Origin of the sequence: Arthrobacter sp. NPDC093128 (assembly GCF_040683875.1) — a bacterium.
In the GTDB taxonomy this organism is placed as follows: domain Bacteria; phylum Actinomycetota; class Actinomycetes; order Actinomycetales; family Micrococcaceae; genus Arthrobacter.
In genome coordinates this window covers 21,011-35,800 of record NZ_JBFBEY010000018.1, presented here as the reverse complement: position 1 = coordinate 35,800, position 14,790 = coordinate 21,011, and the positions used below count along the sequence as shown (strand labels likewise).

Here is a 14,790-nt window from a genome sequence, read left to right as displayed (position 1 = left end):
ACCCGCCACCATAGATAAGGGCGGGCAAGGAAAAGAAATACAGCCACAACCACATGTCGAAGGAGTGGGAAATGATGTTAATGCGTACGGACCCGTTCCGTGAACTGGACAGGATTACCCAGCAGGTGTTTGGAACCGCTGCCCGGCCTGCGGCCATGCCGATGGACGCATGGCAGGAAAACGGGGAGTTCGTGGTCTCGTTCGATCTGCCTGGAGTCGACGTCGATTCGGTGGACCTCAACATTGAGCGGAACGTGCTGACTGTGCGGGCTGAACGGCGCGATCAGACGCAGCCCAACGTGGAGCTGGTCATTTCGGAGCGCCCCCGCGGTGTCTTCAGCCGCCAGCTGATCCTCGGCGACACCCTGGACACGGATAAGGTCAAAGCCAGCTACAACGCCGGCGTCCTGACGCTCCGCATCCCGATCGCCGAGCAGGCCAAGCCGCGCAAGATCGAAATCGATTCCAAGCAGGACAGCATGCACGAAATCGGCAGCTAGTCGGTAAATGAAGCGCGGGGCGGGTGCCGTGGTGACTGGCCGCCGCCCCGTCGCGGACTACGGCCATGAGTAATCAACCGCCTGACTATTACGAAGTGCTGAAGGTGGACAGAACGGCCACCCGGCGGGAAATCGCGCGCGCATACCGCGCGCTGATGCGGCTCCACCACCCGGACGTCGACGGCGGCGGCAGCGTGCCGGCCGATCGTGGGACCGGCAACGGCGGTCAAGCCGACGCCGACAGCGGCCTGCTGGACATCATGGAGGCTTTTGCGGTACTCGGGGATCCAATAACCCGCGCCGCATACGACCGCACCATGTCCGTCCCGACCACCCGCCGCCGCGGGCCGATCGAGGTGCCGGTCCGCCGTGTCCATGCGCAGCAGCCTCCGTTGCTGCGGGTTAGTCCCGTGCTCTGGGAACGCGGCCCGAAGGCAGGCTCCGGTTAGCGGGAACCGGATAAGCCTTGATGCACGGCAAGGAATTTCTCTTCGGCACGGAGCCCGCAGTGCACTAATATCAATCCACCACCCGGTAACTACATAAGGGGCAAGCCGATGAACTTTTCAGCCAAGGACATGGCCGCCAAGATCCCGCCGTCCTTCACCCTGGGGGTTGCAACGGCCGCCTTCCAGATCGAGGGTGCCCTCGACGAGGACGGCCGCGGACCCTCCGGATGGGACGTGTTCGCGAAGAAGCCCGGCGCGATCGTCGACGACCACAGCCCCGTCGTTGCCTGTGACCACTACCACCGCATGCCCGAAGACGTTGCACTGATGAAGGAACTGGGGATCGATTCCTACCGGTTCTCACTGTCCTGGTCACGGATCCAGCCGGGCGGCAGCGGTCCGGTCAACAGGCCGGGACTCGATTTCTACGACAGGCTGCTGGACCAGTTGCTCGCCAGCGGTATTTCGCCGATGGTGACCCTCTACCACTGGGATACGCCGCTTCCCCTGGACGAAGCCGGCGGCTGGATGAACCGGGACACGGCGTACCGGCTGGCCGAGTTTGCCTCGATAGCGGCTGCTGCCTACGGTGACCGGGTGGCACGCTGGGTGACGGTCAACGAACCGGCCACGGTCACCACCAATGGCTACGCCCTTGGCCTGCACGCCCCGGGCGAATCGCAGCTCCTGCAGGCCCTGCCCACCGTCCATCACCAGCTGCTTGCCCACGGCCTGGCCATGCAGGCGCTGCGAGCAGCGAAAGTCCCGGGCGAAATCGGCATGACTAATGTGTACTCGCCCATGGTTCCCGCCTCGAGCAATCCATTGGACAAGCTGAGCGCGGGGCTTATGGACGTCTTCCAGAACAGGCTGTTCGCGGACCCCGTCCTGCTCGGAAAGTACCCGGACGTCATCCGGGCTGCCACGTTCTTTACCCCGTTCAGCCCCTCCGACGAGGACATGCAGCTTATCTCCCAGCCCATGGATTTCTACGGCCTGAACTACTACATGCCCACGAGTGTTGCCTCCGGGCCCGGCGAGGGAGCAGTTCCGCCAGGGATGGCGGAGGCCATGGGGGACGACCTCAGCGGAACCGCACCGGGGGCCCCGTTCCACATCGCCCCCTTCCCCGACGCCGAAACGACCGCCTACGGCTGGCCCATCAAGCCTGAATACATGGCGGTGGCGCTCAGTGAAATGGCGGAACGCTACCCGGACCTGCCGCCGGTCTTCATTACCGAGGGCGGGGGAAGCTTTGAGGACATAGTGGTCCGGGACAAGGCCGCGGACCGGATCATCATTCCCGACGAGCGGCGGCTGCGCTACCTGGCCCAGCACATCGCCACAGCGCTGGAGGCCACAGCCCCGGGCGGCGAGGCGGAGTCCATTGACCTTCGTGGCTATTATGTGTGGTCGCTGCTGGACAATTTTGAATGGTCCGCCGGCTACAAACAGCCGTTCGGTCTCCTGCACGTTGACTTCGAAACGTTGGCAAGGACGCCCAAGGCCTCCTACTACTGGCTCCAGGAGGTGCTCGCCGCGCGCAAGGACGCGGCCGCCCCCGCCCTAGACGCCGGCGCCGCGGAAGAGCCTGAGCCTGTGCCGTGACGGGATGTGCGTGCCGGCTGGGGTCCAGCCCGCAGGTCAGACCAGTTTCAGGTCGGCGAGGCCCCTGGTGATGCCTGCGCCGTCGGGGGAGTAGATCCACGGGACGGCGGAGGCGCTGTGGTCCCCGTTTTCAGAGTGGCCGCCTGCCAGGACTGATTCGCCAACGGAGAGCTGGCGGATGGCAATGGCGGCAACGCGGTCGCCGTGATCCCGGGCGAACCTGGAGTAGATCTGTTCGTCGTGCTGGCCGTTGTCCCCGATCAGCAGCCACCGCACATCCGGGAATTCCTGGGCGAGCCGGTCCAGATTGCCGTTCTTGTGCTCCTGGCCGCTGCGGAACCAGCGGTCCTGGGTCAGCCCCCAGTCCGTCAGGAGCAGGGGGCCCGCCGGGTACATGTTGCGGCTGAGGAAACGAGCCAGCGTCGGGGCCGCATTCCATGGTCCGGTGGAAAGGTAGATCACCGGGGCGTCCGGGTGTTCCACCACCAGCCTGTCCATCAGCACCGGCATGCCGGGCGTGGCCATCCGCGCCCGCTCACTCAGTACAAAGGTGTTCCACAAGGCAAGGAAGGGCCGGGGTAGAGCCGTGACCATCACGGTGTCGTCGATGTCGGACACGATTCCGAACTTGGTGTCCGGACCTATGACCAGGATGCTGGCCTTCACGGCCTCGGTCCCTTCGGCGCGGAGTGTCGCGGTGTGCCAGCCCGGGGACAGTTCAACCTTCACCACTGTGTCAACCAGGCCGCCACGGTCCGCCTTGACCCGGGTGGTCACACCCTCGATTTCGATGTCCACATTCGTGAACTGCAGGGGCACGCTGGTGAACGCCCTCCAGCCGCGGACATTCTGGTTGCCGTTCTTCGCGGCGTGCTCTGCACGGCTGCCTGGTTTCGGCTTGCTGGTGAGGACTACCCGGCCAAGGACCCGCACCCACGACGTGGAGCCGTACCCCTGGTAGGCAAGGGTCTGCGGAATAAAATTCCAGCGCCGGGCCAGCTGGATGCGGACGCCGTTGACCGTATCCGAGACCTTGTGTGCCACCCGGAGCGCGTGGTTTCCGGGCAACTGTGATTCCTGCGACGCCAATTCCATGCCTCCACTCTGCCACAAGGGGGCCCTCCGGCAACCGCCGCCGGACACTAAGGCGCTGCACCGTAACAACCCGCGGAGGTGGAGCGGGAGCTCCCCGCGAAGGGGCCATTGCAGGTGAGTCAGCCCTCTCCGAGCAGCCACCGCAACGTGTCGGCGTTCCGCACGGCGTTGCCGCCGCCGTCGTTATTGAAATAGACGAACACGTCCTTGCCCAGACCCTGCCACTCCCGGACGCGGTCTGCCCACCATCGAAGGTCATCCTCCGAATAGGAGCCCCCGTAGAGGTGCTGGTGGTCCGGGCCGTGCAGGCGGACGTACACGAACGGCGCCGTGGCCCGCAGGATGCAGGGGAGGTTTGCGCCGCTCATGATGCAATAGGCGGCCCCGTGGCGCTCCAGCAGGGCGTACACGTCAGGATGGTCCCAGCTGGGGTGCCGGAACTCCACCGCAACGCGGACCCACCACGGCAATGCCGCCAGGAAGTAGCCAAGACGGGCATCGTCGCGGCCGAAATCAGGCGGGAGCTGGACCAGTAGCACCGCGCGTTTGTCACCCAGCTCATGCCAGCACCTGATGATCCGCTCCACCCACACCTCGGGGCCGTACAGCTTCTTGCCGTGAGTCAGGCCGCGGGGGGCCTTGACCGACATGGCAAACCCCTCGGGGAGGCGGCGGCGCCAGCTCGCGAACGAGGACTCCCGGGGCCAGCGGTAGAAACTCGCGTTGAGCTCCACGGTATTGAAGCGCGCCACATAGTGCGCCAGCCGGTCGCGCGCCGGCAGCCCCGGCGGGTAGAGCACGTTCTCCCAGTGGTCATAGCTCCAGCCGGACGTGCCGATGTGGATCCCCATGCCTTGGATGGTAGTCGGACGGGGCGGCGTGTGGCACTGTGAGTCCCATGGCACGCATAGAGGACTACGCGGTGGTGGGCGACCTGCACACGGCGGCACTTATCAGCACGGAGGGTTCCATCGACTGGCTGTGCCTGCCGCGGTTCGATTCGCCGGCCTGCTTCAACGCGCTGCTGGACACACCTAAGTCGGGACGGTGGCTGCTGGCACCTGCCGGCGGCGGAAACTGCACCCGGCGCCGTTACCGCAAGGGGACGCTCATTCTGGAGACCGAATGGGAAACCGAAAGCGGAAAGGTGAAGGTCATCGACTTCATGCCGCCCCGTGACGCCGTGGCGGACATTGTGCGGATCGTGGTTGGCGTCCGCGGAAGCGTCAGGATGCGGGGCGAACTGGCCCTGCGGTTCGACTACGGCCACATCGTCCCCTGGGTCCGGCACGACAAGCACGGAATCCACGCCGTCGCCGGCCCCGATGCGGCCTACCTGGTCACCGACGCACCCCTGCGCGGCGAGCGCATGAAGACCGTCAGCGATTTCACCGTCGGAGCGGGCGAGAGAGTGCCCTTCGTGCTCACCTGGACGCCCAGCCACCTCTACCGCCCGCGGTCCATCGATCCGGAGGCCGTCCTGGCGTCCACGGAGGCCTTCTGGCTGGATTGGTCCGCGAAATGCACCATCACCGGCCCCTACCGTGAGGCCATCCAGCGCTCGCTGATCACGCTCAAGGCACTGACCTACGATCCAACGGGCGGCATCGTGGCTGCTGTGACCACGTCCCTGCCGGAGCAGCTGGGTGGCTCCCGCAACTGGGACTACCGCTATTGCTGGCTCCGGGACGCCACGCTCACGCTGCAGGCACTGCTTGCCGCCGGCTATACCGAAGAGGCAGCCTCCTGGCGCGACTGGCTACTGCGGGCAGTGGCCGGCGACCCGGCGGACCTGCAGATCATGTACGGCATCCACGGCGAGCGCAGGCTGCCGGAAATGGAGCTCCCGTGGCTGCAGGGCTACGAAAAGTCCGCTCCAGTGCGGATCGGCAACGGTGCCGCCGGCCAGCTCCAGCTGGACGTGTGGGGCGAGGTCCTGGACTGCCTGTCCCTGACCAGGCACTCCCTGCTGAAGCACAGCGACGAGGCCTGGGACGTCCAGGTTGCCCTTATGGAACACCTTGAGGGCGCCTGGCGGCAGCCCGACAACGGACTTTGGGAGATGCGCGGCCCCCGCCGCCACTTCACCCACTCAAAAGTGATGGCATGGGTTGCGGCCGACCGGATGGTCAAGGGCGTACGGGATTTTGGTCTGGTGGGCCCGGCTGACCGCTGGGAGGAACTCCGGGACACCATCCACGCAGATGTCATGGCCCACGGATTCGACGCGGAGCGGAACACCTTTGTGCAGTCCTATGGGCGGCCGGAGCTGGACGCCAGCCTCCTGCTCCTGCCCCGCGTCGGCTTTCTCCCGCCGGAAGACCCCAGGGTGGTGGGCACCATCGAAGCCGTGCAGCGCGAACTCACGCACGACGGTTTCCTGTTGCGCTACCGGACGGAGGAAGTCGACGACGGGCTCACCGGGGACGAAGGCGTCTTCCTCGCCTGCTCCTTCTGGCTGGTGGAAGCGCTCATTGGGGTGGGGCGGCGCCGCGAAGCCAAGGAACTGTTCGAGCGGCTCCTGGCGCTGCGCAACGACGTGGGTCTCCTGAGCGAGGAATGGGGCGTCGAAAGCGGCCGCCAGCTGGGAAACACCCCGCAGGCCTTCAGCCACTTCGCGCTGATCATGAGTGCGCTGGAACTGCATGAGGACAGCGTGCACCGCAGCGACACCCCGGTACACGGGAGCTGACGGCGGGGCCGGCGGCGGCGGCCTGCCCGGCGGTCCGCGAGGCGGTCACATTTCGTTCAGCTGGGGGCCGGGGGCAGCTGCGTGGTTCCATGGTCACGGAACCTATTCGGAGCAGGCACGAAGGAGTGTTGACCGGTGAAATTTGCGCGTCTCGGAGATCCAGGCAGGGAGCAGCCGGCCGTTCAGCCCGGCGGTGCGGACTCGAACGGGAAATGGTATTCCCTCGCTGGCCTCACAGCGGACATCGACGGAACGTTCCTGGAAGCCAGTGGCGTTGACCGGGTCCGGGACGCGCTCGCGGCCGGGAACCTGGCCGAGATCACTGACGCTGGCGCGCTTCGCACGGGTGCCCCGCTGGCCCGCCCCCGCGCGCTGGTGGGCATCGGCCTGAACTACGCCGGCCATGCGGCCGAGTCAGGAGCCGCCGTGCCGGAAGTGCCGGTGGTATTCCTCAAGCCAACCAACACGGTGGCAGGCCCGTTCGACGACGCCCCCATCCCGCCGCTGTCCGGCAAGTATGACTGGGAAGTTGAGCTCGCCGTCGTGATCGGGCGGCGCACCTCCTACCTGGCGTCGGTGGGCGAGGCCGCGGACTGCATCGCCGGTTACGTGCTGGCCAACGACCTTTCAGAGCGTGACTACCAGTTGCCCGGCGCGGCCGGCCAGTGGGTCAAAGGAAAGTCGCTGCCGGCGTCCACGCCCCTTGGCCCGTGGTTCGTCCCGGCCGCTGACCTGGACGCAACGGATCTTCGGTTGCGGACCTGGGTAAATGGCGAGCCTCGCCAGGACTCGTCCACGGCGGACCTCATCTTCGACGTTCCCGCCATCGTGCACCACCTGAGCCAGTTCATGGTCCTGGAAGCCGGCGACGTCATCCTGACCGGTACCCCGGAGGGCGTGGCCCTCTCCGGGCGCTTTCCCTACCTCCGGGACGGCGATGTGCTGGAGCTGGAAGTCGAAGGACTGGGCCGTCAGCGCCAGGTTCTTCGGCAAACCGCTGCACTTTAGCCCGGAAGCCGTCGCCTGGACATGCCTCGGGACTTCCCTATCCAGCAGAGGTAAGTATACTTACTAATACCTCGGATTGGGGTATGGATGGAGGAGTTGCAATGGCTGGATACTTCGAGCTGGTTGATGCCCCCGACGGCGGCTACCGCGTCAAGCTCATCGACGGAACCGGAACCCTGATGGCCATCTCAGTGACCTTTCCCACCAAGCGTGCCGCCGCGGCAGGCGTGGCCAAGGCTAGGGAAATTGCGGGGACCGGCCTGATCCGCGACCTTAGCGAAACCCAGGACTCCGAGCCGCTCAGGCAGCCGCCCGTGCGGCAGCATGCCAAGGCACCCAAGAACATAGGCGTTCTGGGGTCCGGGCGGGCATCGGCGGCCACAGGTCAAAAGCGAGCCCGCACGCATCACTGAGCCTAAAGGTGGCCATGCCCAACATCGGACCCGGCTCAGGCCGGCAGCGCGGCGTTCTTTTCGACGTCGACGGGACCCTGGTGGATTCCAGCTATCTGCATACCCTCGCGTGGTGGCAGGCGTTCAGGCAAGTTGGCCTGGATGTTCCGATGGCGTCCATCCACCGCTCTGTTGGCATGGGAGGCGACAAGCTGGTTGACCGGCTTCTCCCGACCGGACGCGACAAGACCCGGGACGCAGCCATCATGGCCGCCCACGGCGCGGTGTTCGCCACCTACTGGCCAGCGCTGCGGGCCTTCGACGGAGCGCGGGACCTCCTGGCCCAGTGTTATGAAAGCGGCTTCGCCGTCGCGCTTGCGTCATCGGCCCGGGCGCAGGACCTCGAGGTGCTGCGCTCCACGCTTCGCGCCGATTCCTTCATCCACGCCGCCACCAGCGCCAACGATGCCAAAGAAAGCAAGCCGGACCCGGACATCCTGGAGGCGGCGCTGGAAGCGATCGGCCTGGACGCCGGGGATGCGGTTTACGTCGGCGACGCCGTGTGGGACGTGTACGCCGCCGGCAAGTTGGGTATTCCCACGATCGGCCTCACCTGCGGCGGAACCAGCGCGGCCGAGCTGCTGGAGGCCGGTGCCGTGGAAATTTATGAGAATCCGCGCGACCTGCTGTCGAACCTGCGTGACAGCGCCTTAGGCAGGCTCGCCGCAAGGGACTAGGCGTCGGAGATGTCGCCCTTGTTCCATGAAACCGCGACACTGACGGAGCCGTCATCGTCCCGTTCAACTTCGGTGATGACATCGGTAGGCCCCGCCCCCATTTTCATGAGCTTGGCCCGGTAGGACGTGACCAGCTCTTCAAGGCTGGATTCCGTCCACTCGCCGGGACGCATCCGCGTGGAAATCTCCACCGGCTCTGGCTGGTACAGCGTCATGTCGTTGCCTTTCCTCGATGCTCGGGATGATCCAACGCTATGATCCGCTGCCTCCCCAGGCAAGGGATTTGCTCAGTTTGCTTAGTTTTTCTACTTAGCTGCGGGGAAACTTCTTCCAGGCCTTCCTGAATTTAGCCTCGGCGCGGTCCGCACGTGCTTCTTCCCGAGCGTGGAGCCGTCCGTACGTGAAGCCGCTTTCCCCGCCGCGGAAGGCCCGGCCGCCAAGGTCCGCGAGGAGGTGTCGTGCCACCACGCTGTCCTGGTGAAGGCCCAGGATCTGCTGCAGTTCGTGGGCACGTTTGGCCATTCTTGCGACCTTCTTCCCAGCAACCGGTTCGGCGGCCTCGGCAGCGTAGCGGAGCCGCTTGGCCGCCTTGCGCACTTCATGAAGGCCGGCGTCGCGGGCCGTACCGTCCGGAGGGGAGCCGGAGCTCGCTGCTGGACTGCTGCCGCCGTGCTGTTCCTGCAGCGCCCGCACTCTGCGCCGGACCCTCTTGGTTTCCCTGGACACCAGCTTCCGCATTGCCTTGCGGGCGTCTCCTGCAGCCTTCGCGGTCAGGGGCGGGGCCGCCACCAGCTCCTCAAGACGGGAGACCAAGGTGGCGTAACGGTCGCCGTCGAGGGCCTCCAGGACGGCGAGGCGGCCAGCGGCGGACGTGGAGTCAAGTTCGTCGTCGATTCGCTGGGCCGCTGGTCCGAAGACCAGCGCGTCGGGTTCGCCGGCCAGGAGCTCCCGGAGCCGGTCGTGGATCACTTCCGGATCCCGCGCCGAACCGAGCACCTCGGAGAGCCACCTCAGCTCTGCCCTCACATCAGTCACGGTGCCGGCGTCGAGGAGCTTCTTCCCTGTTGCGAGCACTGACCGCAGCCGGCGGGCGCACATCCGCATCTGATGGACTGAGTCCGGTTCTTCCTGGCGCACCAGGGGCTCCTGATGCCTGAGCTCGGCGAGCTGCTGGGCCAAGTAGTTTGTCAGGACCTCGCCGGCTGTGGTGGGCATGCCTCACTCTACGTCGGCGGGGGTGACGCCAGAAGGGCCGTTTGTCATGCCGTGTTGCTGGGCTTCTGCGTGCTTCAACAGCTGGCGTTGAGTGCTTCCTCAACGATGTCCACGAGGTCCTCCGCCATACCGTTGCCCTTTAAGCTGAAGGGCCGCGGCGGGGTAGCAAGGGAGACCGATGCCTGCCGGGTTCCGTCAGCGCTGGACATCGAAATAGTGCCGTAGCCGGCCGTGTCCCCGGCGCGGCCGTAGTAGAAGTTGTTGGTGCAGGTATCGTTCCAGCGCTGGATCCCCATCCCGTACCGGGCGTACGGCGGGGTCTGCATGTCCGTGACCATGGCCCGTGGGATCAGGCGGCCCTCGAGCAGCGCGGCATAAAACGTGTTCAGGTCGCCGACGCCGGACACCAGGCCCCCGGCAGGATCGCCGGCGCGGAATGGGGGGTAGCTGACGTCCAGGCGCTCGCCAGAACTGGTGACGTAGCCGTGGACCAGCGAGGGAGGGGCGGGACCGCGTTCGGTCATCCACGTGGTCGTGAGGCCGAGCGGCTCTGTCACGTCGGATCGCAATACGTCGCCGATCGGCAACCCGCGCAGCCGTTCCACGATCATGCCCAGCGCGATGTAGTTCGAACCCGAGTACTCATAACCCTGCGCCAGCCTCGGCTCCCACCGCTTGGTCGCGGCCAAGGCGAGGAGTTCCCGGTGGCTGCGGCCGGTGGCCAACACCTCGCCCAGGCTGCCCTGTTGAAGGAGCGGGATGAGGTAGTCCGGCATCCCGGACTCGTGCTGCAGCAGCCGCCGGATCGTGACGGGCCCGGGCGGGTGCATGATGCTCTCGAAGTCCGGCAAATGCTGGCTGACAGGGTCCTCGAGGCCAAGTCTGCCTTCCACCGCGAGTTTGAGCACGGACACGGCCACGAAGGATTCGGTCACCCTTCCGATGGGCACGGGATTGTCAATCTCCAACGGTTCCCGGCCCTCCAGGCTTCTGACACCGGAAGCGCGGGACCATTCTTCGCCCCGCACTTTGGCCTGCATCAGGACGGCGGGGGCGCCGTCGTCGAGCATTTCGTTGCCAAACTCTTCCAGCGCTGCCGCCAGCCGTGCCAGGGACGAGGGCTGCTCCGGCGGCTCCGGGGCCGCAGTGCAGCCGCCCAGTGCTGCGACCAGCACGGCGACGGTTGCCGCGGCCGCGGTCCGGAACGGCAGTGCGCGAATCCGTGCCACGAAACTCATGTTCCTCAGAGCGCTCTGACGCGTCAATAGCCAGCGGATGCCGCCGAATTCGCCGGAAACGCGCGAAATCGCCGGACCAACGGCGAATTGGCAGGCTTCCGACGATCTCGGTGGGCGTCAGTCTTGGAGGGCTAGGTCAGCCGGATCTGGCGGTTCATGTCCTTGTACAGCAGGTAACGGAACTGGCCGGGACCACCGGCGTAGCAAGCCTGCGGGCAGAAGGCGCGCAGCCACATGAAGTCGCCGGCCTCCACCTCCACCCAGTCGTTGTTGAGCAGGTACATGGCCTTGCCCTCCAGCACGTACAGGCCGTGCTCCATGACGTGGGTCTCCGGGAACGGGATCACGCCGCCCGGCTGGAACGTCACAATGTTCACCTGCATGTCGTGGGCCAGGTCGCTGGAATCCGTGAAGCGGGTGGTCTTCCAGGCGCCGTCGGTATCCGGCATCGCGGTGGGTTCGACTTCCGCGTCACTGGTGACGAACGACTTGGCCTCGTAACCCTCGAGCCGCTCATAGGCCTTGCGGATCCACTGGAAGGAGACGATGTCGTCCGAGACGTTTTCCAGGCCCCAGGTGGAGCCGGCAGCAAGGTAGGCGTAGCCGCCTTCCTCCATTGCGTGCAGTTCGCCGTCGAGGGTCAGGTTGACCTTGCCCTTGGTGACGAAGACGACGCCTTCGACGCCTGCTTCGAACTCGGCCTTCGGGGCACCGCCGCCGGGGCCGATCTCAACGATCAGCTGGGAGAAGGTGGTGGAGAAACCGGCGATCGGGCGGGCGATGATCCAGGACCGGGTGTTAGTGAAACCCGGCAGGGTGCTGGTCACGATGTCGGTCATGACGCCCTTGGGGATGACCGTGTAGGCCTCCGTGACGATGGCCCGTTCAGTGGTGAGGTGGGTCTGCGGCGGCAGGCCGCCCTGGGGGTAGTAGTACTTGCCCATCATTGGGTCCTTACTTCGAAGTGGAGTGGGCCAGCCTTGGGTGGGCCAGACCGGTGAGTTGGGGGATTCCGACGCCGGCAAGCGCCTGGACGTCTTCGGCGCCCACGGCGCCGCACTGGACGCCGCGCAGCACGAATGCGGCCAGCGCCCGGGCGGTGGCGGGCTCGTCCATGACCCCGCCTTCGGTGTGATCCACGTAGTTGCGCAGCCGGGCCGCCGCCGCGGGCAGCCCCTGGCGGTAGAACGCGTAGGTGGCCGCGAACCGGCTGGGCAGCTGGGCCGGGTGCAGGTCCCAGCCCTGGTAGTAGCCGCGTTCCAGGGAACGCCGCACCAGCCGCCCGTGCAGGCGCCACGCATTCTCCACGTTGTCGCCCACCGGGATGATGTTGGTGGAACCGTCCGACAGCCGGATGCCCGTTCCGGCCACTGCAAGCTGCATGACCTCCTTGGCGTAGTCAGCCACCGGATGTTCCATGGACTGGTATTCGGCGGCGATCTGCAGGGAGGCGGAGTAGTCATAGGTGCCGTAGTGCAGGCCGCTGATCCTGCCCGGGACGGCGTGCGGAAGCTGCGCCACCGGTGAGGTGCCGTCCGGGCCGAGGATGAGCTGCGGGGTCTCCACCTGCACCTCGAACCGCAGCCGGCCTGCGGGCAGCGCATGGGCTTCCTCCAGCCGGGAGACGGCGAAGTCCATGGCCTTGACCTGCGCCACGGTGGTGACCTTCGGCAGGGTGAGGATCAGGCCCTGCGGGAGTTCGCCCGCTGCGGCCAGGCCGGAAACAAACAGGTCCAGCGTACGCAGGCCGCGGGCCCTGGTGGCAGCCTCGAAGCACTTGAATCGGATGCCGATGAACGGGGGCGCTGTGCCGGCCGCAACTGCGGCGGCCACGGCGGAAGCCGCCGCCACAGCGGCAGCGTCCTCGGCGTCGTCGCCCCTGTCCCCGAACCCGTCCTCGAAGTCCAGGCGCAGGTCCTCGACCGGCTCGGTCTCCAGTTTCGCCTGGACCCGTGCCGCCACGGCCTCGGCAAGGTCGGCGTCCTGGCCCAGCAGGTGACCCAGGCGGGCCAGGCCGCCGTGGGCGTCCGCCGTCGCCAGCGCCTGGGCACCCCACTCAGCCGCGAACGACGGCGTGAAACGGTCCGCCGGTATATACACGGTATGTACGGGCTGGCGGGTGCCGTCGTCGCCCGGGTAGTTGCGCTCCAGCAGCTGGTCGGTGGCGGCCAGCTGGGCGTCGATCTGCGCGAGATCGTTGGGGCTGAGGGAACCTGAGGGTACTGCCATGCCTCAGCCCACCAGTTCGTAGGCCGGAGTGGTGAGGAAGTCCGTGTAGTCCTCGGAAAGGCAGATGTCCGCGATCAGCTCGCTGGCGGGGAGGTAGTACTTCGCGAAGGCTTCCTCTCCCACTTCGCCGCGGAGCTTTGCGGTTTCCTCGGCGAGGATGGCGCTGACGAGTTCACGGGTGACAGTGTTCCCGGTGTCGGCCAGCACCACGCCGTTGCGGATCTGCTGCCAGACCTGCGAGCGGGAGATCTCGGCCGTGGCGGCATCCTCCATCAGGTTGTGGATGGCCACCGCGCCGTTGCCCGAAATCCACACGGCCGTATACGCGACGGCGACGTAGAGGTTCAGGCGCAGCCCGGCCTCCGTGACCGTGCCGTCAGCCGAGGCGATGTCCAGCAGCTGGTCCGCGGTGACGCTGACCTCCGGGCGCTGTTTGTCCAGCTGGTTGGGGCGCTCCCCGAGGACGGAATCGAACACTTCCTGGCACACCGGCACCAGGTCCGGGTGCGCAACCCAGGAGCCGTCAAAGCCGTCGTTGGCCTCGCGCGTCTTGTCCGCACGGACCTTCTCGAACGCCTGGGCGGTGACCTCGGGTTCGCGGCGGTTGGGGATCACGGCAGCCATGCCGCCCATGGCAAAGGCGCCGCGGTGGTGGCACGTCTTGACCAGCAGCTCGGTGTAGGCGCGCATGAAGGGTGCCGTCATGGCCACCGTGGCGCGGTCCGGCAGCACAAAGTCCGCTCCGGCATCGCGGAAGTACTTGATGATGCTGAACAGGTAGTCCCACCGTCCGGCGTTCAAACCGGCGGCGTGGTCGCGGAGCTCGTACAGGATTTCGTCCATCTCGAACGCTGCGGGGATGGTCTCGATCAGCACGGTGGCCTTGATGGTGCCCTGCGGGAGGCCCAGGAATTCCTGCGCGAAGACGAACACTTCGTTCCAGAGCCTCGCCTCAAGGTGGCTTTCCATCTTGGGCAGGTAGTAGTACGGACCGTGGCCGTTGAGGACCAGCTGCTTGGCCACGTGGAAGAAGTGCAGGCCGAAGTCCACCAGCGCGCCCACGGTGTGTTCGCCGTTGAGCAGGAGGTGGCGCTCGTCCATGTGCCAGCCTCGGGGACGGGCCACGACCACGGCGAGCGGGGCATCGGTGCGGAGCCGGTATTCCTTGCCCTCGGGGGAGGTGTAGCTCAGCGATCCGGTGGCGGCATCGCGCAGGTTTAGGATGGCGTCGATGACGTTGGCCCAGGTGGGTGTACTGGCGTCCTCGAGGTCGGCCAGCCACACCTTGGCGCCGGAGTTGAGGGCGTTGATGGCCATCTTGGCCGGTGAGGCGGGGCCGGTCATTTCCACGCGGCGGTCCTGCAGTGCGGCAGGCGCCGGCGCAACCTTCCAGTCGCCCTCGCGGACATCCTTGGTTTCCGGCAGGAAATCAAGCTTTCCGGTCCGGGCTACCTGCTCGCGCTTGGCCACGCGGGCTTTGAGGAGTTCGGCGCGGGTGCCCGCAAACCGCTTGTGGAGCTCCTCCACAAAGGCCAGTGCCTTCGGGGTGAGGATTTCCTCTGCTCGTGCAATCGGCTGCGGGTCTGTGACTGAGAGAGCCATTGTCCGGGTCCTTTCTAGGCTTGCG

The 14,790-nt window shown here is 66.4% G+C and carries 15 protein-coding genes; 7 read left to right on the top strand and 8 right to left on the bottom strand.

All coding sequences use genetic code 11. The features are described 5' to 3' along the window. Window positions 1-74: 74 nt before the first annotated feature. From AB0N24_RS19885 to AB0N24_RS19875, 3 genes are all read left to right on the top strand, one after another. The gene (locus tag AB0N24_RS19885) at window positions 75-500 is read left to right on the top strand and encodes an Hsp20/alpha crystallin family protein (protein WP_364128175.1); all 426 of its coding nucleotides are present in this window, start codon (window positions 75-77) and stop codon (window positions 498-500) included. 65 nt (window positions 501-565) lie between these two features. Beyond that, window positions 566-949 (top strand): DnaJ domain-containing protein, encoded by a 384-nt coding sequence (locus AB0N24_RS19880; RefSeq protein WP_364127968.1) that lies wholly within the window; start codon window positions 566-568, stop codon window positions 947-949. Between the two features lie 108 nt (window positions 950-1,057). Then, window positions 1,058-2,557: a GH1 family beta-glucosidase gene (locus tag AB0N24_RS19875; protein WP_364127965.1), complete on the top strand. Its 1,500-nt coding sequence runs from the start codon at window positions 1,058-1,060 to the stop codon at window positions 2,555-2,557. Window positions 2,558-2,593: 36 nt separating this feature from the next. Here AB0N24_RS19875 and AB0N24_RS19870 read toward each other — a convergent pair whose 3' ends face one another. Together AB0N24_RS19870 and AB0N24_RS19865 are read right to left on the bottom strand one after the other, a co-directional pair. After that, the gene (locus AB0N24_RS19870; RefSeq protein ID WP_364127962.1) at window positions 2,594-3,652 is read right to left on the bottom strand and encodes a phosphatase domain-containing protein; all 1,059 of its coding nucleotides are present in this window, start codon (window positions 3,650-3,652) and stop codon (window positions 2,594-2,596) included. A 119-nt stretch (window positions 3,653-3,771) separates the two neighbouring features. After that, on the bottom strand, window positions 3,772-4,503 hold the full coding sequence (locus AB0N24_RS19865; RefSeq protein ID WP_364127959.1) for a DUF72 domain-containing protein: 732 nt from the start codon (window positions 4,501-4,503) through the stop codon (window positions 3,772-3,774). 47 nt (window positions 4,504-4,550) lie between these two features. On the opposite strand from AB0N24_RS19865, the gene AB0N24_RS19860 reads away from it, so the two are divergent. The 4 genes from AB0N24_RS19860 (at window position 4,551) to AB0N24_RS19845 (ending at window position 8,481) form a co-directional block, all read left to right on the top strand. Further along, complete coding sequence (locus AB0N24_RS19860; RefSeq protein ID WP_364127956.1) at window positions 4,551-6,344, top strand: glycoside hydrolase family 15 protein; 1,794 nt, start codon at window positions 4,551-4,553, stop codon at window positions 6,342-6,344. A gap of 135 nt (window positions 6,345-6,479) precedes the next feature. After that, window positions 6,480-7,352 (top strand): fumarylacetoacetate hydrolase family protein, encoded by an 873-nt coding sequence (locus AB0N24_RS19855; protein WP_364127953.1) that lies wholly within the window; start codon window positions 6,480-6,482, stop codon window positions 7,350-7,352. 101 nt (window positions 7,353-7,453) lie between these two features. Beyond that, window positions 7,454-7,765: a hypothetical protein gene (locus tag AB0N24_RS19850; protein ID WP_364127951.1), complete on the top strand. Its 312-nt coding sequence runs from the start codon at window positions 7,454-7,456 to the stop codon at window positions 7,763-7,765. A 14-nt stretch (window positions 7,766-7,779) separates the two neighbouring features. After that, window positions 7,780-8,481 (top strand): HAD family hydrolase, encoded by a 702-nt coding sequence (locus tag AB0N24_RS19845; RefSeq protein WP_364127948.1) that lies wholly within the window; start codon window positions 7,780-7,782, stop codon window positions 8,479-8,481. Here AB0N24_RS19845 and AB0N24_RS19840 read toward each other — a convergent pair. The 6 genes from AB0N24_RS19840 to aceB all read right to left on the bottom strand — a co-directional run bounded on the left by AB0N24_RS19840 (window position 8,478) and on the right by aceB (window position 14,765). Then, entirely contained in the window at window positions 8,478-8,696 is a 219-nt protein-coding gene (locus AB0N24_RS19840) for a hypothetical protein (RefSeq protein ID WP_364127946.1), read from the bottom strand. The genes AB0N24_RS19845 and AB0N24_RS19840 overlap by 4 nt on opposite strands. A 94-nt stretch (window positions 8,697-8,790) precedes the next feature. Continuing rightward, window positions 8,791-9,696: a CHAD domain-containing protein gene (locus AB0N24_RS19835; protein WP_364127943.1), complete on the bottom strand. Its 906-nt coding sequence runs from the start codon at window positions 9,694-9,696 to the stop codon at window positions 8,791-8,793. A 74-nt stretch (window positions 9,697-9,770) separates the two neighbouring features. Beyond that, complete coding sequence (locus tag AB0N24_RS19830; RefSeq protein WP_364127940.1) at window positions 9,771-10,934, bottom strand: serine hydrolase domain-containing protein; 1,164 nt, start codon at window positions 10,932-10,934, stop codon at window positions 9,771-9,773. Between the two features lie 131 nt (window positions 10,935-11,065). After that, complete coding sequence (locus tag AB0N24_RS19825; protein WP_364127938.1) at window positions 11,066-11,878, bottom strand: bifunctional allantoicase/(S)-ureidoglycine aminohydrolase; 813 nt, start codon at window positions 11,876-11,878, stop codon at window positions 11,066-11,068. 10 nt (window positions 11,879-11,888) lie between these two features. Beyond that, window positions 11,889-13,163 (bottom strand): aldolase, encoded by a 1,275-nt coding sequence (locus tag AB0N24_RS19820; protein WP_364127935.1) that lies wholly within the window; start codon window positions 13,161-13,163, stop codon window positions 11,889-11,891. Between the two features lie 3 nt (window positions 13,164-13,166). Further along, window positions 13,167-14,765, bottom strand: coding sequence for a malate synthase A (gene aceB, locus AB0N24_RS19815; RefSeq protein ID WP_364127932.1), 1,599 nt, complete (start codon window positions 14,763-14,765; stop codon window positions 13,167-13,169). Window positions 14,766-14,790: the final 25 nt, after the last annotated feature.

What these genes read in the sequence shown, in the direction of transcription:
- AB0N24_RS19845 (WP_364127948.1), top strand. Translation starts at nt 7,780, where the DNA reads ATGCCCAACATCGGACCCGGCTCAGGCCGGCAGCGCGGCGTTCTTTTC.
- AB0N24_RS19860 (WP_364127956.1), top strand. Translation starts at nt 4,551, where the DNA reads ATGGCACGCATAGAGGACTACGCGGTGGTGGGCGACCTGCACACGGCG.
- AB0N24_RS19835 (WP_364127943.1), bottom strand. Translation starts at nt 9,696, where the DNA reads ATGCCCACCACAGCCGGCGAGGTCCTGACAAACTACTTGGCCCAGCAG.
- AB0N24_RS19885 (WP_364128175.1), top strand. Translation starts at nt 75, where the DNA reads ATGTTAATGCGTACGGACCCGTTCCGTGAACTGGACAGGATTACCCAG.
- aceB (WP_364127932.1), bottom strand. Translation starts at nt 14,765, where the DNA reads ATGGCTCTCTCAGTCACAGACCCGCAGCCGATTGCACGAGCAGAGGAA.
- AB0N24_RS19830 (WP_364127940.1), bottom strand. Translation starts at nt 10,934, where the DNA reads ATGAGTTTCGTGGCACGGATTCGCGCACTGCCGTTCCGGACCGCGGCC.
- AB0N24_RS19880 (WP_364127968.1), top strand. Translation starts at nt 566, where the DNA reads ATGAGTAATCAACCGCCTGACTATTACGAAGTGCTGAAGGTGGACAGA.
- AB0N24_RS19840 (WP_364127946.1), bottom strand. Translation starts at nt 8,696, where the DNA reads ATGACGCTGTACCAGCCAGAGCCGGTGGAGATTTCCACGCGGATGCGT.
- AB0N24_RS19875 (WP_364127965.1), top strand. Translation starts at nt 1,058, where the DNA reads ATGAACTTTTCAGCCAAGGACATGGCCGCCAAGATCCCGCCGTCCTTC.
- AB0N24_RS19850 (WP_364127951.1), top strand. Translation starts at nt 7,454, where the DNA reads ATGGCTGGATACTTCGAGCTGGTTGATGCCCCCGACGGCGGCTACCGC.
- AB0N24_RS19865 (WP_364127959.1), bottom strand. Translation starts at nt 4,503, where the DNA reads ATGGGGATCCACATCGGCACGTCCGGCTGGAGCTATGACCACTGGGAG.
- AB0N24_RS19825 (WP_364127938.1), bottom strand. Translation starts at nt 11,878, where the DNA reads ATGGGCAAGTACTACTACCCCCAGGGCGGCCTGCCGCCGCAGACCCAC.
- AB0N24_RS19820 (WP_364127935.1), bottom strand. Translation starts at nt 13,163, where the DNA reads ATGGCAGTACCCTCAGGTTCCCTCAGCCCCAACGATCTCGCGCAGATC.
- AB0N24_RS19870 (WP_364127962.1), bottom strand. Translation starts at nt 3,652, where the DNA reads ATGGAATTGGCGTCGCAGGAATCACAGTTGCCCGGAAACCACGCGCTC.